Source organism: Pseudomonas sp. AGC41, assembly GCF_057334555.1.
The window spans coordinates 9,330-29,731 of record NZ_JBHFJB010000089.1; the positions used below are offsets into that span (position 1 = coordinate 9,330).

The following is a 20,402-nucleotide window of genomic DNA, read 5'->3' on the forward strand; positions in this document are numbered from 1 at the left end:
GGGGCTGCTACGCAACCCAGCCCCCCCCCCCCCCCCCCCCACAAAAGCTAGGCGCAAATATCCAGCCGAGTGATCTTCCCCTGCTCATCGAGCCGGAAGGTGTAGCGCAACTCCAGTGGACTGCCGGGAAAGGTTCCGGAGATCAGGTTATGGACCAGCACCTTACCAGTGCGTTGCTGCACGTTGAGGACCTCGACCCGCGGCTGATAGCGGCGCGCGGTATCTTCCATCCACTGGGCGATAGCCTGGGTACCGACCCGGTGGTTACCCTCATCGAATACATTGGCATCCTCGGCGAAGTACCGCGTCACCGCCGAACTGTCACGGGCATTGGCGGCAGCGATGTAACCGGCGATTGCCGGGGCCAGGGAAGAGACGGAATTGGACATGTCAGGGGCTCCTTGTTGTATCGATCCGGAGCCATCCTAGAACAGCGCCGTGTCAGTTTTTGTCAGGAGTAAAATGCCCCGCCTCATCGAGATTCATCAGCGCCAACCAGGCTCGCAGCAAGTCGCTGCGCCTGCCGGGGTAGCGCTCGCCCTGGACGCTGGCTGAGGCAATCCGGTCGGTACGAAACGTCCGATAGGCGCCGCGTAGTTCGCACCAGGCCACCACCACCCGCGCCTCATTGAAAAAGCCCAGGGCCAGCGGCCAGATCAACCGCTGGCTAGGGGTCTTGTTGACGTCGGCGTAATCGATGCGCAATTTGGCTTGAGAGCGAATGGCCTGGCGGTAGACATTCAGCTCGACGGCGTTCTGCGGATAACCGTAGCCCGGCGGACCGGGCAATACCGTGGGGTTGTGCAAGGCATCGCGCAAACCAGGGGCCAGCACTGCCTCGACCTTTGCCAAAGCGTCGGCGGCGGCCTTGCCCAGCACCTCGTCGCCACGCTGGTCGACGTAGCGCAAGCCCAGCACGATGGCCTCGATTTCATCGGCGGTGAACATCAGCGGCGGAAGGAACAGGCCGCTGCGCAGTACATAACCGATGCCCGCCTCGCCCTGGATCGGCGCGCCCAGGGCAGTCAGTTCGGCTATATCGCGATAAAGCGTGCGCTCGGACACCTTCAGCTCCGCCGCCAGCGTCGCGGCGGTAACCGGGCAGCGCTTGCCACGCAACACTTGCAACAAGGTCAGTAGCCGAGTGGTTCGCGACACGATGGAAGATCCGGGGAAGAGATGAAGCAGATTAGCAGAGGCTGGTGTCAGAAACTGTCAGCAGCCGTACCCGTCGTGACGTGGCCCACAGGGATTGATGCAGCGGCGGGTGATAGGGTTGTAACCAATAATCCACATGCGAGAACGTCCATGCGCAGAATCCTCGGTTTGCCCCTCATCCTGATACTGCTCAGCCTGAGCGCCTGCGCCCTCTTCCCGCACCGCGACCCGCTGAATATCAACGTGGTCGGTATCGAGCCACTGCCCAGCGAAGGCCTGGAGATGCGCTTCGCGGTCAAGCTGCGCTTGCAGAATCCCAACGAAAGCGCCATCGACTATAGCGGTGCGGCATTGGATCTGGAGGTCAATGGACGGACATTGGCGACCGGTGTCAGTGACCAGAGCGGCTCGATCCCACGCTTTTCCGAAGCAATCCTGAGCATACCGGTAAGCATCTCGGCGTTTTCAGTGCTCCGCCAGACGCTCGGCCTGAGCCAGACCCAGAGCCTGGACAACCTGCCCTACGTGCTCAAGGGCAAACTCGCCGGCGGCTTGTTCGGTACCCTGCGCTTCGTCGATCGCGGAACTCTTGATCTACCGAATTCCGCGGCCACCTGGTAACTCATGCAATGAAACGCACGCCAGGCTTGGCCCGCTCATCCACCACCAGCTCGAATACATCGGGCCGGGCGTAGTGCCCGACCACGTCATAGTCGTAGCGCGCCCGCACCAGCTCATCGGTATCGATTTCAGCAGTCAACAGGCCTGCGGAGCCCCGCAACGGCCCCGCCAGCACGTCGCCCATGGGCCCGACAATCACGCTGCCGCCGGCGATCAACGGCCGCTCCGCCGGCCAGTTCGCCACCTCGATACCCAGCTCTGCCGGCGAGGCCTGGACCTGGCAGGCACTGACCACAAAGCAACGCCCTTCATGAGCGATATGCCGCATGCTGACCTGCCACATTTCCCGCTCATCCACGGTCGGCGCGCACCAGACGTCGACGCCCTTGGCATACATCGCGGTGCGCAGCAGCGGCATCATGTTTTCCCAGCACACCGCCGCACCCAAGCGCCCGACCTGACTGTCGATCACTGGCAACGTCGAACCATCGCCCTTGCCCCAGATCAGCCGCTCAGTGCCGGTGGGCATCAGTTTACGATGCCTGGCGACCAGGCCGGCGTCCGGCTCAAAGTACAGTGCGGTGCAATACAGCGTATTGCCGGCGCGCTCGATGATGCCCAGCACCAGGCTTGCCCCGGTTCGCGCCGAAAGCCCCGCCAGCGCCTCGGTTTCTGCACCGGGCACGTCGATGGCGTTGGCAAAGTAGCGGGCAAATGCTTCGCGCCCTTCCGGTAACCGATAGCCTAGCTGGGTGCCAAAAGTCTCGCCCTTCGGATAACCGCCCAGCAGCGCCTCGGGCATGACCACCAAGCGTGCACCGGCCTCACGAATGGCATCTTCGTAGGAAAGAATCTGCGCGAGGGTTTCGCCTTTGCCGCCTGGCAGCGAGCCGATCTGCAGGGCAGCCACGATGGATGTGGGCATGTTCTTCAACTCCGTGATTTCAAGTGTTGCTGATTCTCAGGCGTCGACGGATCATGAATAAAGCCCTGCTCGCTGCTAAAAGATATGAAGCATATGAATATCGCCGATGTAGACCTGAACCTGCTGAAGACCTTCGAAGCCCTGCACGACGAATCCAGTGCAAGCCGCGCCGCGCTGCGCCTGGGCGTCACCCAATCGGCTATCAGCGCCGCATTGCGCAGGCTGCGAAGCGTGTACGACGATCAACTGTTCGTGCGTACCGGACGCGGTTTGGCGCCGACGCTGCGGGCCAACCAGCTGAAACCGGTGATCACTGAAGCGCTGGACAAATGCCGTCAGAGCCTGACGATGATCGATCCGGGCGCCAGCCATTATGAAGGCCGTTCAGTCATTGTCGGGCTGTCGGATGATTTCGAGATCGCCTACGGCCGGCGGTTGATCGAAGAGGTAGCACGACGAGCGCCGCGGCTGCGGTTGATCTTTCGCCAGACCCACAGCCAGATCGTCGGCCGGGCCTTGATGGAGCGCAGCCTGGACCTGGCGATCACGGCAGGGGGATTTACCGAACGGCTACTGAGTCGCCAGGTCTTGGGCGAAGGTGGCTACGCCTGCCTGGTGGACCCAACCCGCCTGACGGAGGACCAGCAGGAGCTGAGCCTGGAAGCGTTTGTGGCGCGGGAGCATCTGCTGGTTTCATCCGGCGGTTTCATTGGCATTACCGATGAAGGACTGGCCGGGCTCGGTCTGCGCCGGCGGGTGAGCGCCTCGACCACGCACTTCGCTGCGCTGCCGTTCCTGCTCAAGGGCAGCCAGGCCGTGGCGACCATTCCGGAGCATGCCGCCAAAGCCATTGCGGCGCTCAGCGGCCTGTTGTTGCTGCCCTGCCCGCTGGCTTTGCCGCGCTACCCGATCGAGCTGGGCTGGCGAACCCATGCGCAGCGGGATCCGGCCGTGGACAAAGTGCGCGAGGCGGTCATCGCGACTTTCAACTGAGGTTATTTATTCGCGGCCATCAACCGATTGACCTCGCTGCGCACCATGTTGGCGTACTCTGGAGGCGACATGCCGTCCAGCTCGGCGCGCACCCACTCGGCCCATTTGCCCTTGCGCTTGGAGCGTTCGCCAAACAGCCGCGCAGCGTCCCCCTTGGCCTTGCCCAGGTTGTTTTGCCACAGCTCGAAAAGTCGGGATTTTTCATCTTCCAGCGCCGCGCGCTCGGCCAGGGGCTTGTCAGCCAGATTGAAACTCATGGGGAATTCCCTGTTGCGTAAATAGGCGCCATCTTACACCTTGCGCAGAAACGTCTTAACCATGATTTTTCGCAGCGCGGCCTTGGGCCAGGCCAACTGCTGCAACTTTTGCCCAAGCGCAACACTCCACTGTTCACTGCCATCAACCTCAAGGAGTACCTCAATGGCTCGCACAAGTGCTGCGCAAGCGAACGGAGAGCAAATCAAGGATCAAGCCTTCAGCGAACTGAAAGCGTTGATCGAAGAGTCGGAGAAGTTACTCAAGAGCAGTGCCGCCCTGGTCGGCGAGGACGCCGAAAATCTGCGCCAGCAGATTTCCCAGAAACTGCGCCAGGCCCTGGATTCGGTTACCAGCGCGCGGGAACGCACGCGCCCGGTGGTCGACGCCACGCAAGCCTATATCGGCGGCCATCCCTGGCAGACCGTAGCGATTTCCGCGGGTTTCGGGCTCGTGGTGGGCTTGTTGCTGGGACGCCGTTAAGCCCCAGGCAAAAAAGCCTATAGCCCCGCCAACTCGCGCAGTTGGCCCAGCGTCTGCTCGTCCAGTACGATCCCCTGCTCGCTGGACTTGCTGCGCTCACGGTGTCGGCGATCGCCTGGCAACCGGCGCAATCCGACGCCGTGCATCTGCCTGACCAATTCTTCGCTGCGTGAAGCGAAATCCTGGCCGGCGGCCTTGCTCGGATCGATCACGATCAACAACTGTCCGGTCCAGGGAGTCTTGGCTCCGGGATGGTTGTGCCAGTCGAACTCGAACGAAAAGTTGCCCCCCGTCAGCGCGGCCGCCAGCAGTTCCACCATCATCGACAAGGCCGACCCCTTGTGTCCGCCAAACGGCAAGAGCGCCCCGCCCTCGAGAATCGCCTTTGGATCACTGGTCGGCTGACCGAGGCTGTCCACCCCCATGCCGGGAGGCAAGCGCTCGCCTTTGCGCGCGGCAATCTGCACGTCGCCATGGGCAATGGCGCTGGTGGCGAGGTCGAAAACGATCGGCTCGCCGCCGTTGCGTGGGGCGGCGAAGGCGATGGGATTGGTGCCGAACAATGGCCGATCCGCGCCATGGGGCACGACACAGGTCATGCTGTTGACCACGCTCAAGGCCACCAGGCCTTCATAGGCGAACGGCTCGACATCCGGCCACAGCGCGGCGAAGTGGTGAGAGTTGCGTATCGCCAGCACCGCAATACCGGCGCTGCGAGCCTTTTCCACCAGCAATAGACGGGCGGCGGCCAGGGCGGGCTGGGCAAAGCCGTTGCAGGCATCGACCCGGACGAACCCGGACGCAACATCCTCGACGATCGGCACGGCCTGGCCGTTGACCCAACCGCTGTTCAACGTCGAGACATACCCGGGCACCCGGAATACCCCATGGCTATGGGCACCATCGCGCTCCGCGCCGGCGCAATTTTCGGCCAGGGTGCGGGCGACTTCGGTGGATGTGCCATGGCGCAGGAAAATCTGCTCCAGCAAGCTCACCAGAGCGTCAAAGGACAAGCTGCCTGAACCGGCATGATTGGATGGTGCGGACATCTGAAGCTCCATAGTGATCGTTGGAGGTAACAACAGCGTAGCGGCAATTGCCCCGTGGATCAGATACCGCGTTCGGGGCGGACGATCAACCTTGAGTGCGGTAACTATGTACCACCTTCGTTGATCGGGCGCTGGCTAGTCTAGCCGCTTCAACCACCGACGCGCCGCCTTGCGGTGCCTTGATCGAGAAGCAAGATGGCCACTGAGACTACGCCGCTATTATTTCCTGAGGTACTGGATGCCAGCCGCCTGGATCAACTGAGTCACAACCACGGGCTGACGCAGGCAGACCTTGAGTGGCTGCATCATGTTTCCCTGCCAAGCCACACACTACGCGAGGCGCAGCAGCCACCGATGCTGGCAGAAACGATTTTATGCGCAGGCGAAGGGCAACCCCCGATAACGCTGGCGGGTTGTTTTACGCTCAGTGCCTGGCCAAGCGTCGACTCGCCGACTGTCAGACCTGCTTTTCTCTATACACCGTATGGCGGGATCAGGAAATTCAGCAATCGGGAAACCCTCAAAAGCGCAATCGAGCAGATGCTGAAAAGCCCAGCGGACCGTGACGACCTGTTCCATTTCCTGGCGATTCCCCAGCGCAACAAACTGAACGCTGAAGCTCATCTCAGGACGGCAATGCTGACCATCGACGGGGATGTTTTCACAACTCAGCTGGAATCCATCGAAGGTGCGCAAAAGCTGAATGACCTGGCGATGGTGGACGAACTGACCAGACTACCCTCGCTTACTTCCATGTTCGACCGTGTTCTGAAGGAGGTGCTGCCGGATATCGATCATAGACAGGTGCGCGTGACCCTTGGCGCGGCTAGTGCCCTGGAGGATCCGAAGGCCAGCCAGGTGATCAGAAACATGTCGTTGAGTCACGCGATCCTGTTCTACTTCCATCATCAGGGCTGGCCTTCAGGGCATACCGTTGATTTTTTTCACCACAAGATACATCGCACGCTGGACAATGCGCGGAGTTGGGAAACAGCGGTAAAAATCGTCGCCCGCGAACTGATTCCCCAAATGACCGACGAAATTGACGCCTATTGGAATGCCCGGGGGCCGGGCCATATTTCACGCCGCAGCTTTCTGTCCCTGGTTATCAACGCGGCTTTGCGGGCGAATATCCTGGTCATGCGGGAAAAAAAGCAGCTGACTGCGGCGCAGAGCCAAGAGCTGCTTCGACTGTTCCGGCCATCACGCCCGGAAGAACGGCTGCTGTTTATCGAAACCATCCGGCTCTGGGAATATGAGCCGCACTACGTGGAGCTCGCGGGCTCGTTGATGGTCAGCTGTGGTGGGTACTATCTGTATACCCCGGGTCAGGGTTTTCAGACAGTGGTCAACCATCAGGATTTTGAAGAGGCACTGCTCAATACGTCCGCGCCTGCCGAGCGAAAGGAAGAACTGTATAGCCTCCTGAGCCTGGAAGAGCGTAACCGCTTCCTGCGCTTTGACAAGCCGCAGTTATCGGGCAAGGAAATTGCGCTGCCCGTGTCCGAATTTCTGGCTGAAGCAATTATCGACAAACAGCTGAATAACCTTCAGTACGCGCTGGAGATGTCCCGCCAAAGCGACGTGGATGTTAACGCATTGCTCGATAAGGCCCTGGATATACGCAGCTTTATCAACCCGGATCTGTTGAGGCAAAGAACCGACGACCGATGGGGCACGCGCCCGTCTTTCCATGGAAACCTTCGACCGTCGAACCTGATAGCCGATAAGGCCCAGCGAAAGATCCAGACGTATGCCAGTGTTGAACAGGCTACCAACGAGCTGTTTTCCCAGTTACCGGCGTCCAACAAACCCTTGTTGCGCACAGCGCTGAAGGACCTGACAGAAAAGCTGGCGAGTGCTTTCTCCCTGGGAATACAGGCCGAGGCCGAACTCAGGGACCTCAACGGAACACTGCCGCTTGCGGCGCGCAACCTCATCGACGCAGTTTTTGCTCACGACTCCAATTACCCGGACCGCAAGCAACGTACCGTGGTCAGAGGCTTTCGGCCAGATGTTTACTCGTTGAAACTGGCTTGCACCCCGGGAAAAGAGACTGACGTCGTATCGCTGGCCAATTGTTTCTTGTTGACCGAGCGCGGCGGCCTGGATACGCCTCACTCGGGCATGGCTGTGTTTTGGACGCCCGCCGAAGGCTTACATGTTTTTTCGTCCGTCAAACTGGCGACGGAGCAACTGAACCGACGCTTGCTCGATCCCCAAAAGCGCTTTGATTTACTGCAAAACCTCACTACGGTTCAGCGCCTCCCTCATCGGCAGTATCAAATCGAAGCGTTTGAACTGGTTGAAGACAATGTGCAGGTCAATCGGATGAGATCGTTCGTCAAGCAGCTTGAGGCTGAACATGATTATTTGAGCGCATTGGAAATTGGAAGTTGGCGCCGGACCGGGCCCGATTTAAAAAAGCACCTTGATGCGCTCCTGAACAAAGGCGCCCCCACCAATCTGACGCGCGCCGCACAGATCGCCCGGACCATCCGGTGGCAACAGAAACTTCCCGCCTGGCTCGGCACGGCCTCCCTTGACGATCAACGCCTGCATATCGAGTTGCTTGAGCAATATAGAAACAGCGTGGACGATGACAAGGACTACCTGGACGGTATCGAACCCTTGCATGCTTATGTCGGGAAACAACTGAAGGGATTACTGGAAAAACGCTTCGGCGAAAACGACCTTGATCCCGACGCGATTCAAATCACACCGAACCTTTCCTTGTTGGGGCCTGTCGGCACATTGGCCGACTTTGCCCTGCGTCATGTCAACCTTATTCAAGGCACGGGATTTCAAGTGTCTTCAATGTCCACGCAGCAACTCCCCCTGGGTTTGAACGAGACAACCATCAAGCAAATGTTGTTGTCATTGAATATCCCCACCACCTATGCAACTCGTGTCCGGAATGAACTTGACGGGCGTTCCGCCAACGTCCAGCAGCGCAAGCAGCGATTCTGCCGACAACTACCCTGGCAACTTCTGCAATACGCGCATGCGTTGCATCTACAGCAGCACCTTTCCAGCAGCGCTTTCGACTTGATCCGCCAGGTGCTGGACATGCCGGACGCCGTCGCCCGCCAGGCGGTGGAAGGCGCCGGCGCGTTTATCCGTCCGTTTGAACTGATCAAGACCGAGGGGGCCACGGCGGTCCAGGCACTGGGCCTTTACTTGATCGGGTCCAATACCAACGCAAGTTCCCACGTCCTGTATGCGCCCTATCATGAAGGACACAACTTCATGGAGTTCAAGGACGAAGCGAGCATCGTCGCTGCTTTCAACAAGCCAGGGGCGCTTCAGGACTTGCTGATTCGCAGGCTCCCCGAGAACCAGCAAGCCAGTTTCAAAAACCTCTTCGCAGAGACGATTGGAAAGCTATCCGAAATCACTCTGGCCTCGAACCCGATCCAGACAAACGTGCTGCATACCTTGTTCAACGACAATACAAAGCTGCTGCCCGCGATGCTCGCTACCCAAACAGATAAGGAACGGCAGTTTGACTGGGAAACCGTCACGCACCTGCTCAGCTCTGGCGTAAAGGCCCTGGGCAGGATGTTTTCCGGCAAGTTGGCTTTTATCGAGACGCTCTGGGACAGCTACAAAGACTTCTACGGCTCCTCCGAAGCCTTTCAGCAGGGTCGCTGGAAAGACGGCTTACACGACTTTATCGCCGGCGCGGCGGAAATGGTTTCACTTGGCCTGGTCAATCGCGACGACACCGGCGGACTTCTCCATCCCCCAACACCCGTTTCGCAGGACGCCCCGACCGTGGTTCCACCGAAATGGGGCGAAATCAGTTCCACAGCGGCACCGCGTACCGACCTGCAGGCATTCGAAGCGGCTGATGTCAGTCTCAAGGACCTCCAAGCGAATACCGCCGACGGTACCTACAAAGCGCTAGCATCCGGCAAGCTCTACGCTCCTGTCGCCGGCAAGGTTTTTCAGATAGCAAAAGCCCACGACCTCTGGCGCATCATCCATCCGGAGGGTGAAGGCCCCCTTCTGAAGAACCCGCCCGATAGCCGGAAGTGGGTGATTGACCCGCAACTGCAGAACATTCGCTATGGCAAGGCGATGTCGACATTGAGCAATACCTACAGTGATTACAGGGCCGCCAGATCCCTTAACATCGAAGCCCGCGGTATGACGGAAATACGACTTAAATATCCGCACCACGCCTATGTGATTGTGCAAGCACTCGCGACGGCGAGGGGTTACTGCGCCAACACGCTTCACAACCTCAATCTGGTCAGACGCAACGTAATCCCAGGCTCTCGGGTGGACAACTTTCTCAAAGGTTTTTTAGGAGTCAACACGGTCAACAGCAGCCATGTGCAGAAGATACTCGCGGCGGTCTCGCCGGTTTGCCAGGCATTGGCTGATCCAGCCTGGGAGTTACTGAATGGAGAGCGCATCGTTATTGGCTCCCTTAAATACATACACGAAGGAGCGTCCGCCTTTGTGTTCGGGGCCAGAAAGACCGGAAAAATCTACCTTACCCAACATTTTTTCGCGATGAACCTGGGTTGGTACAGAACCGTCGTGCCGAACTCTTTTAATGTCTATGCTCACGCCCAGGCGGCGACATTCATCCACGAGCTTTCACATCAACTCTTCGATACGCTCGACATCGCTTATCTGGATATATCCCGGCCATTTGCGGATCTGATATCCACGGTGACTCACTACGCACAAAAGGAACATGACAAGCAAGTGGCGCTGCAACGCGATGGGTTTTCGCTCACCACTCCCCGGGCGCAGCTGTTCATGGAGGTGGATAAAACCACAAACACGCTCAAGAGCCTGGAGCTGTTTCCAGAGTTTGATGACCTGGCACAGGAAATCCTTGAAATAACAGGCGCCAGCACCATGGACCAGGCGCGTGATGCATTCCTGGATCCGGTTCGGGCAGACAAACGCATCGATGTCCTACTGCGAAATGCTGACTCCATGACTCTGCTCATCTGTGAACTGGGGCGACAAATCGATCCGGGCCCGATCGTCATGCCATAGCTGGGCTATCCGGTGCCCGAAAGGCAGGTGGATTTGATCTTTTTTTCACGCCGCTTGTGGGACGGTATGGCTCCAGGGGGCAGCAGCGGGCTTTATCACATGAAAAACAAGGGTATTTGATGCTTAATCGCCATGTCGGTTGTTCTCGGCAGCCGCCGTCGAAGGTTAGAATGCGGCAAACCAGGGACAGCCAATGACCGAACGAATACTCTCGGAAGCCGAATACGACGCCATCAGCGATGCGGCCGCGCACTGGTGCATGCGTTTGCACGCGGATGACTGCACCGAGGCCGACCGGTTGGCGTTCCAGCAATGGCACGACGCCGACCCCCTGCATGCTTTCGAATACCAGGCCATGCTGGAAATCTGGGGCGTGGCCGAGTATCTGCCACGTGTCGAGTCTGCGCCGACTCCGCCAGCCGGGCGGCCACGATCGCGTTCGCGTTCGGGACGGTTGGCTGTCGCTGCGGCAGTGATCGTACTGGGCTTGCCCTTGGCCGCCTTTACCGGTTGGAACATGGGGTGGCTGCCCGACTCCTACCAGCGCCTGGAAGCCGGCGCGAGCGTACGTCACGTCACGCTGGGCGATGGCAGCCAGGTGGAGCTCAATCTCGGCAGCGAACTGGTGTTCGCCAACTACAAGCATGAGCGTCGGGTCACGCTGAAAAAAGGCGAGGCGTTCTTCGATGTCAGTCACGACAGCCGGCATCCTTTCGTCGTTCGGGCGGGCCAGGGCCAGGTGCGCGTGACAGGCACCCGTTTCAACGTGTGGATGTATCAGGACCAGGTCCGGGTAACGCTGGTGGAAGGCTCGGTATGGGTGACCAGCAACATGAACGCCACTGCGGACGGCTCGCAACTGTCCCCGGGGATGCAGGCAAGTTACCGGACGGGCGATTTCCAACCGCAGGTACGCGAGATCGAACCCGGCGACAGCTCCCTGGCCTGGCGTAACGGCAAGCTGGTGCTGGATAACCTGGCCCTCTCCGACGCGCTGCCATTGATCAATCGCTACCTCGACCGCCCCGTCATGCTGGCCGACCATGCTACCGGCACCCTGCGTGTCGGCGGCATCTACAACCTCAACGAAGTGAAGAATCTCGCGCCTTCGCTGCCCAAGGTCCTGCCGGTCTACCTGACCCAAAACCAGGACGGCAACCTGGTCCTCAACTCCATCGGTCATCGACCGGCCAACCATTAAAAAAGCCGCGCCCGTTCGGGTCGCGGCTTTTCTTCGGGGCTGAACTGCCTACTGCGTCGCGACCCTGCCCGCCTCATCACGCTCGCGGATGACTTTGGCCTGGTAGTGCGGATCGGCCTTGATCTGTTGTTCGGTAAAGGGCAGCGTGCTCCATTGCCGCTTCGAGAACGCCTGGGTCTGGTCCGCCGAGTAAGGCGAGGCCGGATCACTGGAAATGGAAAACGCCAGCAGTCCCTGGGCCTGCGGACCGCTGCCATCGAATGTCACCACTTGCAGATAGCTGGTGCCACTGACCACTTCCCGCTTGCCGTTCGCCCCCGGCACACTCTGGATCGCGTTATAGATTCCCAGCTCCGCCGGGCCGCCGTGGATCGGCGTCTGCCGATCACCTTGGCTGGCAACCTGGACGTCCCGCCAGCGGCTGTCCGCCGACAGCCCTGCCGATTTCACCGACTCCAGTGAAGCCAGCATGGCCTGGCGCAGGGCCTCGGCCACGGCTGGCCGCTCGATTGCCAGGCCCCGCGGGGTGTGTTGCGGATCTTTCGGATCGAACGCGACGCGCCAGGTATCAGGCACTGCTTGCAGCGCCTTCATGATCTGCTGGAAATGCACGAAGCCGACGCCGCTGTCCAGACCCGCCGTGCGATCCCAGGCCTTCAGGCGCGCGCATACTTCAATCAGAGCCAAGGCATGAGCCTTAAGGTCCCCGGCGCAGAAGGCCAGCAGGTCCGGCATCAACTGGTCCGCCAGGTAAACCTGGTCGTCCATGACCATGCGCTGCAGTTCATCCACTTGCACCGGCCCATCCTTGCCCAACTGGCCCAGCCGATCCAGCGCAAAACGTGCGCGCAACCCCAGCGGCTGGTCGTGCTGGCTTATCAGCGGCGAATAACCGGACAAGGGCTGAGCGGGATTGACCATCCAGGCCGAATCGTTGGAGTTTTGTACGTAATCACGACGCAACAACTGCGGCAGTTTATCGGCGGCGTAGATGCCCTGTTGCGCGGCCTTGGGGTCCACGCTCCAGTTGCATTCGCTGCGCGAGCCATCCAGTACGATCAATTTCAACCCGGCCCTCGGATCACTGCACCGCGCCAGCTTGGCCGCGTCAACGTTGGGCACCACCGAAACGTTCATGTAGAGACTTTGTCCCAGGTCGTCCACCGCCAGGGTATTGACCCAGGGAATCCCGTGGATCCGCTGGACCGAGGCCTGCAGATCCTTGAGCGTGACCGCCTGATTCATGGCGTACCACTGCGCCAGCACCCGGTCGTTCTCCAGGTTCGCGTCCCGCAGGCTGTAGGCGAAGCGGTTGTCCCAATCCAGCTTGCCAGGCCATTGCACAACCGGCCCGAATTGCGAGCCGTACACCACCCGCGAAACCGGCTTGACCTGCCCGTCGGCCTGCTTGACGTCCACCGTGACCACCTGTTGGCTCATCGGCACTGACTGGCCATCCAGCAGATAGCGGGTCGGGTCCTTCGGGTCGAGCTGCAGGCGGTACAGCGTGAAATGCTTGGAGGTGTCGACGGTATGGGTCCAGGCCAGGTGCTGGCTGAAACCGATATTGATCAGCGGCAAGCCGGGCAACGCGGCGCCCATGACGTCGAGCTTGCCGGGAATGGTCAGGTGCATCTGATAAAAGCGCATGCCGCCCACCCAGGGGAAATGGGGATTGGCGAGTAACATGCCGCGACCGTTGAACGAACGTTCGCTGCCGATTGCCACGGCATTGCTGCCACGGTCGAGGGCGAAGCGCTGCTGGCGAGTCGCGGCGACCTCGAAGCCGGACATCGAGGTATTGGCCTGCGTGGTCGCCTTGGGCGGCTGCGCGCCCGCCACGGCCTCGGCGAACTGGCCGACGCCGCCTTCCACCAAGAGGCGCCGGGTCAGTTTGACCAGATCCAGCGCAGTGATTGGGCGTACCCATTCGCTGGCGCACTGTGCGGGCAAGCCCTGTGCCTTGCGCTCGGCCAGTGCGCGGTTGTAACCGGCCACGTAGCCTTCGACCAGTTGCTGCACCTGAGGCGTCTGGGCCTGCCAGAAACCGGATACGGCCTGCGGCGTGTTGAGCCAGCTGAAGAACAGGTCGCTGGCCCGGTTGGACCGCTGCTCCAGGGTGACCTGTTCGGGGCCGAAGTAACGCGAGCGCTGGCCGTTGACCGTCACGATCTCGTTGGCCAGCAAGCAAAGATTGTCCTGGGCATACGCATAGCCGATGCCATAGCCCAGGCCACGCTCATCCTGGGCACGTATGTGCGGCACGCCAAAACTGGTGCGGCGAATCTCGGCGATGGCCTGTTCCACCTCTCCTCGCGCGCTGACAACGGTACTGAACCCCAGGGCAATCCCCAGCAACGCACCCGCAAGGCAAAACCTCGATAACTGCCCGGACATTCTCACGCTCACTCCTGATCGAAAACCAATACGCCTCCCTTGGGAACGAACCGGATGAAAAAAATTTAACCGCGGACAGCCGCCTGACTGCGGGGCTTTGCTGATACCCAGGCATTTTTTTCACATCGCCGCCTTCATGATTGTCTCCGCTCGTTCGTCCTATAGAGGAGAGCATTTCATGAGCTTTTTCTGATCAGGCTGTTAAGGAGTCTTTACATGCATAACGCACCGATGCCCATGGAGGGCAAGCCAGGATCGGCACGTGTGTCAATGAGCACCACCAACAACGTCTTCGCCAAGCCAACGGAACGCGGCGGCAATGAACACATCAGGCGTCTGCTCAAGAGTTACGGGCTGCGAACGAGCCTGATCCGCCTCAAGGTGATCGACGCACTGCTCAAGGCCGCCGAAGAGAATCGGCAACTGGGGGTGCGGGGCGTGCATAGCCAGTTGCTGGGGCTGGACATTCCCTTGTCCTTCCTCAGTGTGCGCGAGGTGCTCAAGCGCCTGTGCAGCGAAGGGGTCGTCAGCCTTCATCCGGATAAAAGCTACAGCTTGCACCCGAGTGCGGTGGCCGTACTCAACGCTACGCAGTAGCCGGGGCTCAAGGCTTGACCTTGCGCCTCATCACCCCGTTGATCACCACCACGATCACCGCCACGGCAATGGCGATGTATTGAAACAGCTGCTCGCTGATCATGCCTTTACCCTGCATCCATGACAGCCCGAGCATGATTGCCAGGACCACGAGGACCACCAGGATCGAGTATTTCAAACGTTGTGAATGAGTCATTTGCCAACTTCCTGAATGTATTCGTGCTGTTTCCGCGCGCCTGCCTGCCTCGCGCCCGGTTCGATGACAAGGCCGCAAACGGATTGCCATGGTACAGCTGTCGGAGCGTTTTTGGCGCAGTCACAACAGGTCCGAGCCAACAATGTGCGCCATGGAGTTCAAGACCGCTGGCGATAGGCCGATAAAGACAAGTACGCCCGTTCCACTTGCCTCTAGAAAGCCGCCATCGTGCAAGGAATCCCTACATGCCCGCATTCCGCACCATTCAAGCCCGCTATACGCTGTTCCTGGTTCTATTCATCCTGGTGTTGTCGATCCTGACGGTGGTCGGCATCAGCTATCTGGTCGCGCCAAAGCTGCGCCAGACCGAGGAACAAGTGGCGCTGAACCGCATCGCCGAGGTCGCGGAGCAGATCCAGGGCGAGCTGAACAAGGTGCAGGCGCAGCAGCGGAGCATCACCCAGACCATCCCGCTGCTCGACAGCGACGCCATCGACAAGGTATTGCCGGGCCTGGTGGATCAATACGGTGAACTGAAGGTGTTCGGCGGTGGGATCTGGCCACTGCCCAATCAACGCGCAGAAGGTCGCAGCAAGTTCAGCACGTTCTGGCACCGCGACGCATCCGGCAAACTGGCGGTCAATACCTTCTGGAACAGTGACGCTGCGCCGAACTATTTCGACCAGCCGTGGCACAAGGGCGGCATGGCCACCCCTCCCGGCAAATGCGCCTGGGCCGCTGCCTACAAGGACGACGCCAGCGCCGAGCCGCGGACCAACTGCGCCATGGCGATCCAGAAGAACGGCGCGCCTTACGGCGTTTCCACCATTGACGTGACCCTGGGCTTTTTCAACGATCTGATCGCGCGCAAGGAAGCGGAACTGAGCGCCGAAATGCTGATTGTCGAAGCCGACGGCAAGATCATCAGCAACAGCTCGCGCATCAGCGGACCGATCGTGCTGAAGAACATCAGCGAACTGGCGGCAACCGTGCCGTTCGCCGCCCAGGTCAAGGCCGGTCTGGCCAACCGTGACCAGCCGTTGCAACGGGTCGAGTTCGACAACAAGGGTGAAGCCAGCACGTTTTTCATGCGGCCTATCGAGGGCTCTCCGTGGTTCCTCGCCACCGCGCTGCCGACCCGCCTGATCACCGCCCAGCGTGACGACGTGCTGAGCTCCTTGAGCCTGCTGCAGATACCGCTGGTGATTCTGTTGGTGCTGATGCAGTTGTACGCCATCCGCCAGCTGACCAACCGCATGAAAGTGCTCAAGGGCAATATTGACGCGCTGTCCACTGGCGACGCGGACCTGACCCGGCGCATCACTATCCGTGCCGAAGACGAACTGGGCGCCATTGGGCATTCGGTCAACCGGTTCATCGCCTATCTGCAGGACATGATCGGCGAAGTCACCCAAGCCACCGGCGCCATGGCCTCGGGCCTGGACAGCCTGCAGCGGAGCTCGGCCCACACCAGCGAAATCCTGATGCGCCACGCCTCGGAAACCGACCAGACCGTGACAGCCATCACCGAAATGAGCTCCACCGCCGAAAGCGTGGCGCAGAACGCCGCAGAAACGGCAGCCTTCACCCAGCGCGCCAACGAGCATGCCGATCGTTCGCGGGTCGTGGTCGGTGAAGCGTCCAACAGTGTCGTGGCGCTGATCGATGAAGTTGCCAGCGCCACGCGCAAAGTCGAAAACATGCAGCAGGACGCGCAACGCATCACCGAGATTCTCGGGGTGATCGGCGCCATCGCCGGGCAAACCAACCTGCTGGCCCTCAACGCTGCCATCGAAGCCGCCCGGGCCGGCGAGCAGGGCCGTGGCTTTGCGGTGGTCGCCGACGAAGTCCGCGCCCTCGCCGCCCGCACCCAGGCCAGCACCTCGGAAATCAATGAAATGCTGAGCCGACTGACCCAGGGCGTAACCTCATCGGTCTCGGCCATGGAAAACACCCAGGCCAGTTGCCAATCGGCGGCCGATGCTACTTCCCGGGTCAACTCGGGCCTGGATGAGATGGCCGGTTCCGTCAGTCAGATCAACAGCCTGAGCACTCAGATCGCTACCGCCGCTGAACAGCAGAGCGCAGTGACCGAGGAAATCAACCGCAGCATGGTGCAGATCCGCCATATGGTCGAGGAACTGGTGGAAAGCGGCCTGGCCAGCCAGAACAACACCCGCCAGCTGCTGGAAGCCAACAGCCGGGTGAATGCGATCATGGGGCGGTTCAAGGTTCGTTGAACCTATCCCACCGTGGCGAGGGAGCTTGCTCCCGCTGGGCTTGCGCAGCAGCCCCTTTGGGCCTCGCCTCGGTGTGTCAGGCTGATCGAATAAAGCAATCTTGGGTCCGCTTCGCGGCCCAGCGGGAGCAAGCTCCCTCGCCACGGGGAAGTTGCGTTCCCGAGCTGACAATTCTGTAATCCGCGCCTCAGCCTCGTGTCAGCCGCTCGCCGCTAGTCTGTTATCCTCCTTCCAAACTGTTCGCTACGAGACCACCCCCATGGCCCATCCCCTGCACCTGCTCGCCTTGAGTTCCCTGCTGATTTCCGCCCTGGCCCAGGCCGCCGAACCGGCGACCATCGATGTGCACCGCGATGCCAATTGCGGTTGCTGCAAGAAGTGGATATCCCACTTGGAGGAGAACGGTTTCAAGGTCAACGACCATGTCGAGGCCGACATGAGCGCGGTCAAGCAACGCCTCGGCGTCGCGCCCAACTTGCATTCCTGCCACACCGCCGAAATCAACGGTAGATTCGTCGAAGGCCACGTTCCGGCCGAACACGTGCTGGCATTGAGCAAACGCGACGACCTGCTTGGCGTGGCCGCGCCCGGCATGCCGATGGGCTCGCCGGGCATGGAAATGGACGGCATGAGCGATGCCTACCAAGTGATCGGCCTGAAAAAAGACGGGACGCAAACCGTGGTGGCGGACTATCCGGCCCATTGATGGTTGAGGCGTACATCGGGCTGTTCTTTGCAGCGTTTGGCGCGGCGACCCTGCTGCCGTTGCAATCCGAGGCGCTGCTGGTGGGCCTGCTACTCAGCGAACGTTACGCGATCTGGCTGCTGCTGGCAGTTGCAACCCTGGGCAACGTCCTCGGTTCGCTGGTGAACTGGTGGCTGGGCACACGCCTGGAACAGTTCAAGGATCGCCGCTGGTTTCCGGTCAGCCCTTCCCACCTGGACAAGGCCCGTCGGCACTACCAGCGCTATGGCTATTGGTCGCTGCTGCTCAGTTGGCTGCCCATCATCGGCGATCCACTGACATTGGTCGCCGGCGTGATGGGTGAGCCCTGGCGGCGCTTCCTGTTGATCGTGGCGCTCGCCAAAGGCCTGCGTTATGGCGTGCTCACCTGGGCGACCCTCGGCTGGATGGGTTGAACGTTCCTGCGCTTGGGTTGCCTGTGGTTAATGTCGCCATAATCGAGCCGCTCCAGGATCGGCCGGTTGCCTCAAGGAGATTGATCATGCCGCGTTTGACCGCCCGCTGGTTGCCCAGCCTGTTCCTCACCGCTGCCTTGCCGTTGCTCGCCCAGGCCGCGACCCCCCCTGAAGGCCCGGCCTATGGCCCGCAGCTTGAGGGTTTCGAGTATCCCTATACGCTCAAGCATTTTGCCTTGCAGTCCCAGGGCAAATCGCTGCAGATGGGCTATATGGACGTGCCCGCCCAAGGCAAGGCCAACGGCCGGACGGTGGTGCTGATGCATGGCAAGAATTTCTGCGCCGCCACCTGGGGCGATTCGATCAAGGCGCTCAGTGACGCCGGTTACCGGGTCGTCGCCCCGGACCAGATCGGCTTTTGCACGTCGAGCAAGCCGGACCATTATCAGTACAGTTTCCAGCAGTTGGCGAGCAACACCCAGGCCCTGCTCAAGGCCCTCGGCGTGCAGAAGGCCATCGTGCTCGGCCACTCCACCGGCGGTATGCTTGCCACCCGCTACGCCTTGCAGTTCCCCGACCAGGTCGAACGCCTGGCGATGGTCAACCCCATTGGCCTCGAGGACTGGAAAGCCCTTGGCGTGCCTTACCGCACCGTGGACCAGTGGTACGAGCGCGAGCTGAAACTCAGCGCCGAAGGCATTCGCAACTACGAGCGCAACACCTATTACGGCGGACGCTGGAAACCGGAGTTCGAGCGTTGGGTCGACATGCTCGCCGGTTTGAACAAGGGCCCGGGACATACACAAGTGGCGTGGAATTCGGCGCTGATCTACGACATGATCTTCACCCAGCCGGTCTATTACGAGTTCAAGGACCTGAAGGTCCCCACGCTGCTGTTGATCGGGACGTCCGACACCACCGCCATCGGCAGTGACATTGCCCCGCCGGCCGTGAAAGCCCGGCTGGGCCGTTACGAGGTGCTGGGCAAACAGGTCGCCGGACTGATCCCGCAGTCGACCCTGGTGGAATTCCCCAACCTGGGGCACGCGCCGCAAATGGAAGAGCCGGCGCGGTTCCACCAAGCCCTGCTCGGCTGGCTGGACAAACCCATTCCCTGAAAGAGGTGTTCCATGGCGGTGCAAATAGCAGTCATCGACGATTGGCAAGACGTCGCCAGGGACGTGGTGGACTGGTCAGTGCTCGATAGCATCGGCCAGGTGACCTTCCTGCACGATTTCCCCGCCGACTGCGACACCCTCGCCCAGCGCCTGCAACGCTTCGACGTCATCTGCGTGATGCGCGAGCGCAGCCGCTTCGACGAAGAACTGCTGCGCCGCCTGCCCAACCTGAAGCTGTTGCTGACCGGCGGCATGCGCAACGCCGCCCTCGACCTCAAGGCTGCCGCGACGCTGGGCATTCAGGTCTGCGGTACCGAGAGCTACAAGCACGCTGCGCCGGAACTGACCTGGGCGCTGGTCATGGCCCTGAGTCGCAATCTTGTAGCGGAAGCCAACGCCCTGCGCGCCCGGCTGTGGCAACAGGGCCTGGGCGGTGATTTGCACGGCAAGACCCTGGCGATCCTGGGCCTGGGCAGCATCGGCACGCGCGTGGCGCAGTTCGGCCAGGTATTCGGCATGCGCGTGATCGCCTGGAGCGAGAACCTGACCGCCGAGCGAGCCGCCGCAGCCGGGGTGACCTATGTGAACAAGCAAGCGCTGTTCGAGCAGGCCGATGTCCTCTCGATCCACCTGGTGCTCAGCGAGCGCAGCCGGGGCCTGGTGGACGCCCAGGCGCTGGGCTGGATGAAAGCCGAGGCGCTGCTGATCAATACCGCGCGCGGGCCGATTGTCGACGAAGCTGCGCTGATCGACGCGCTCCGGCACAAACGCCTGGCCGGCGCCGCGTTGGACGTATTCGCCGAGGAACCGTTGCCACCCGAGCACCCGTTCCGAACCCTCGACAACGTGTTGGCCACGCCCCACGTGGGTTATGTGAGCCGGCAGAATTATCAGCAGTTCTATGGCCAGATGATCGAGGACCTGCAGGCCTGGGCGACTGGCAAGCCGATCCGGGTGCTGACCCCGGCATCATGAAAGTTTCCTAGTAGCCCCATGTGGGAGCGAGC

At 60.7% G+C, this 20,402-nt stretch carries 18 protein-coding genes; 11 read left to right on the forward strand and 7 right to left on the reverse strand.

Features of this window, described 5'->3' with window-relative positions:
- Positions 1–47: 47 nt before the first annotated feature.
- A complete protein-coding gene (locus tag ACE04F_RS16150; RefSeq protein WP_486108205.1) occupies positions 48–389 on the reverse strand; it encodes a nuclear transport factor 2 family protein in 342 nt (113 codons plus the stop codon).
- A gap of 52 nt (positions 390–441) precedes the next feature.
- Positions 442–1,158, reverse strand: a complete 717-nt coding sequence (locus tag ACE04F_RS16155; RefSeq protein ID WP_486108207.1) for a helix-turn-helix transcriptional regulator — start codon at positions 1,156–1,158, stop codon at positions 442–444.
- A 150-nt stretch (positions 1,159–1,308) separates the two neighbouring features.
- Between ACE04F_RS16155 and ACE04F_RS16160 the strand changes: the two genes are divergently transcribed.
- Entirely contained in the window at positions 1,309–1,779 is a 471-nt protein-coding gene (locus tag ACE04F_RS16160; protein ID WP_486108209.1) for an LEA/WHy family protein, read from the forward strand.
- Between the two features lies 1 nt (position 1,780).
- On the opposite strand, the gene ACE04F_RS16165 is transcribed toward ACE04F_RS16160, so the two are convergent.
- On the reverse strand, positions 1,781–2,704 hold the full coding sequence (locus ACE04F_RS16165) for a carbon-nitrogen hydrolase family protein (protein ID WP_486108211.1): 924 nt from the start codon (positions 2,702–2,704) through the stop codon (positions 1,781–1,783).
- Positions 2,705–2,788: 84 nt separating this feature from the next.
- On the opposite strand from ACE04F_RS16165, the gene ACE04F_RS16170 reads away from it, so the two are divergent.
- Complete coding sequence (locus ACE04F_RS16170; RefSeq protein ID WP_486108213.1) at positions 2,789–3,697, forward strand: LysR family transcriptional regulator; 909 nt, start codon at positions 2,789–2,791, stop codon at positions 3,695–3,697.
- Positions 3,698–3,699: 2 nt separating this feature from the next.
- On the opposite strand, the gene ACE04F_RS16175 is transcribed toward ACE04F_RS16170, so the two are convergent.
- Positions 3,700–3,954, reverse strand: a complete 255-nt coding sequence (locus ACE04F_RS16175; RefSeq protein ID WP_003181187.1) for a hypothetical protein — start codon at positions 3,952–3,954, stop codon at positions 3,700–3,702.
- Between the two features lie 163 nt (positions 3,955–4,117).
- On the opposite strand from ACE04F_RS16175, the gene ACE04F_RS16180 reads away from it, so the two are divergent.
- Positions 4,118–4,435 (forward strand): ElaB/YgaM/YqjD family protein, encoded by a 318-nt coding sequence (locus ACE04F_RS16180; RefSeq protein WP_486108216.1) that lies wholly within the window; start codon positions 4,118–4,120, stop codon positions 4,433–4,435.
- Between the two features lie 17 nt (positions 4,436–4,452).
- Here the strand turns inward: ACE04F_RS16180 and ACE04F_RS16185 are convergent, their stop codons facing one another.
- Positions 4,453–5,484 (reverse strand): Ldh family oxidoreductase, encoded by a 1,032-nt coding sequence (locus ACE04F_RS16185; protein ID WP_486108218.1) that lies wholly within the window; start codon positions 5,482–5,484, stop codon positions 4,453–4,455.
- Positions 5,485–5,679: 195 nt separating this feature from the next.
- Here ACE04F_RS16185 and ACE04F_RS16190 point away from each other — a divergent pair, with 195 nt between their 5' ends.
- On the forward strand, positions 5,680–10,506 hold the full coding sequence (locus tag ACE04F_RS16190; protein ID WP_486108220.1) for a dermonecrotic toxin domain-containing protein: 4,827 nt from the start codon (positions 5,680–5,682) through the stop codon (positions 10,504–10,506).
- A 193-nt stretch (positions 10,507–10,699) separates the two neighbouring features.
- Complete coding sequence (locus ACE04F_RS16195) at positions 10,700–11,707, forward strand: FecR family protein (RefSeq protein WP_486108222.1); 1,008 nt, start codon at positions 10,700–10,702, stop codon at positions 11,705–11,707.
- 48 nt (positions 11,708–11,755) lie between these two features.
- Here ACE04F_RS16195 and pvdQ read toward each other — a convergent pair whose 3' ends face one another.
- Positions 11,756–14,104, reverse strand: a complete 2,349-nt coding sequence (gene pvdQ, locus ACE04F_RS16200) for a bifunctional acylase PvdQ (RefSeq protein ID WP_486108224.1) — start codon at positions 14,102–14,104, stop codon at positions 11,756–11,758.
- 216 nt (positions 14,105–14,320) lie between these two features.
- Here pvdQ and ACE04F_RS16205 point away from each other — a divergent pair, with 216 nt between their 5' ends.
- Entirely contained in the window at positions 14,321–14,701 is a 381-nt protein-coding gene (locus ACE04F_RS16205; RefSeq protein ID WP_486108226.1) for a fe2+ zn2+ uptake regulation protein, read from the forward strand.
- A 7-nt stretch (positions 14,702–14,708) separates the two neighbouring features.
- Here ACE04F_RS16205 and ACE04F_RS16210 read toward each other — a convergent pair whose 3' ends face one another.
- The gene (locus ACE04F_RS16210) at positions 14,709–14,897 is read right to left on the reverse strand and encodes a hypothetical protein (RefSeq protein WP_186631798.1); all 189 of its coding nucleotides are present in this window, start codon (positions 14,895–14,897) and stop codon (positions 14,709–14,711) included.
- A 245-nt stretch (positions 14,898–15,142) separates the two neighbouring features.
- On the opposite strand from ACE04F_RS16210, the gene ACE04F_RS16215 reads away from it, so the two are divergent.
- The 5 genes from ACE04F_RS16215 (at position 15,143) to ACE04F_RS16235 (ending at position 20,370) form a co-directional block, all read left to right on the forward strand.
- Positions 15,143–17,137 carry a methyl-accepting chemotaxis protein gene (locus tag ACE04F_RS16215; RefSeq protein WP_486108229.1) on the forward strand — a complete coding sequence of 665 codons (1,995 nt, stop codon included), beginning with the start codon at positions 15,143–15,145 and terminating at the stop codon, positions 17,135–17,137.
- Positions 17,138–17,396: 259 nt separating this feature from the next.
- Complete coding sequence (locus ACE04F_RS16220; protein ID WP_486108231.1) at positions 17,397–17,843, forward strand: DUF411 domain-containing protein; 447 nt, start codon at positions 17,397–17,399, stop codon at positions 17,841–17,843.
- A complete protein-coding gene (locus tag ACE04F_RS16225; RefSeq protein ID WP_486108233.1) occupies positions 17,843–18,277 on the forward strand; it encodes a YqaA family protein in 435 nt (144 codons plus the stop codon). The genes ACE04F_RS16220 and ACE04F_RS16225 overlap by 1 nt, the downstream gene beginning before the upstream one ends.
- 86 nt (positions 18,278–18,363) lie before the next feature.
- The gene (locus ACE04F_RS16230) at positions 18,364–19,395 is read left to right on the forward strand and encodes an alpha/beta fold hydrolase (protein WP_486108235.1); all 1,032 of its coding nucleotides are present in this window, start codon (positions 18,364–18,366) and stop codon (positions 19,393–19,395) included.
- A 12-nt stretch (positions 19,396–19,407) separates the two neighbouring features.
- A complete protein-coding gene (locus ACE04F_RS16235; protein WP_486108237.1) occupies positions 19,408–20,370 on the forward strand; it encodes a D-2-hydroxyacid dehydrogenase family protein in 963 nt (320 codons plus the stop codon).
- The last annotated feature ends 32 nt before the right edge of the window (positions 20,371–20,402 follow it).

Bases quoted from the DNA above. Each gene is read 5' to 3' on its own strand.
- ACE04F_RS16230 (WP_486108235.1), top strand. From the start codon at position 18,364: ATGCCGCGTTTGACCGCCCGCTGGTTGCCCAGCCTGTTCCTCACCGCT.
- ACE04F_RS16235 (WP_486108237.1), top strand. From the start codon at position 19,408: ATGGCGGTGCAAATAGCAGTCATCGACGATTGGCAAGACGTCGCCAGG.
- ACE04F_RS16150 (WP_486108205.1), bottom strand. From the start codon at position 389: ATGTCCAATTCCGTCTCTTCCCTGGCCCCGGCAATCGCCGGTTACATC.
- ACE04F_RS16220 (WP_486108231.1), top strand. From the start codon at position 17,397: ATGGCCCATCCCCTGCACCTGCTCGCCTTGAGTTCCCTGCTGATTTCC.
- ACE04F_RS16205 (WP_486108226.1), top strand. From the start codon at position 14,321: ATGCATAACGCACCGATGCCCATGGAGGGCAAGCCAGGATCGGCACGT.
- ACE04F_RS16225 (WP_486108233.1), top strand. From the start codon at position 17,843: ATGGTTGAGGCGTACATCGGGCTGTTCTTTGCAGCGTTTGGCGCGGCG.
- ACE04F_RS16195 (WP_486108222.1), top strand. From the start codon at position 10,700: ATGACCGAACGAATACTCTCGGAAGCCGAATACGACGCCATCAGCGAT.
- ACE04F_RS16185 (WP_486108218.1), bottom strand. From the start codon at position 5,484: ATGTCCGCACCATCCAATCATGCCGGTTCAGGCAGCTTGTCCTTTGAC.
- ACE04F_RS16160 (WP_486108209.1), top strand. From the start codon at position 1,309: ATGCGCAGAATCCTCGGTTTGCCCCTCATCCTGATACTGCTCAGCCTG.
- pvdQ (WP_486108224.1), bottom strand. From the start codon at position 14,104: ATGTCCGGGCAGTTATCGAGGTTTTGCCTTGCGGGTGCGTTGCTGGGG.
- ACE04F_RS16180 (WP_486108216.1), top strand. From the start codon at position 4,118: ATGGCTCGCACAAGTGCTGCGCAAGCGAACGGAGAGCAAATCAAGGAT.
- ACE04F_RS16165 (WP_486108211.1), bottom strand. From the start codon at position 2,704: ATGCCCACATCCATCGTGGCTGCCCTGCAGATCGGCTCGCTGCCAGGC.
- ACE04F_RS16215 (WP_486108229.1), top strand. From the start codon at position 15,143: ATGCCCGCATTCCGCACCATTCAAGCCCGCTATACGCTGTTCCTGGTT.
- ACE04F_RS16210 (WP_186631798.1), bottom strand. From the start codon at position 14,897: ATGACTCATTCACAACGTTTGAAATACTCGATCCTGGTGGTCCTCGTG.
- ACE04F_RS16175 (WP_003181187.1), bottom strand. From the start codon at position 3,954: ATGAGTTTCAATCTGGCTGACAAGCCCCTGGCCGAGCGCGCGGCGCTG.
- ACE04F_RS16170 (WP_486108213.1), top strand. From the start codon at position 2,789: ATGAAGCATATGAATATCGCCGATGTAGACCTGAACCTGCTGAAGACC.
- ACE04F_RS16190 (WP_486108220.1), top strand. From the start codon at position 5,680: ATGGCCACTGAGACTACGCCGCTATTATTTCCTGAGGTACTGGATGCC.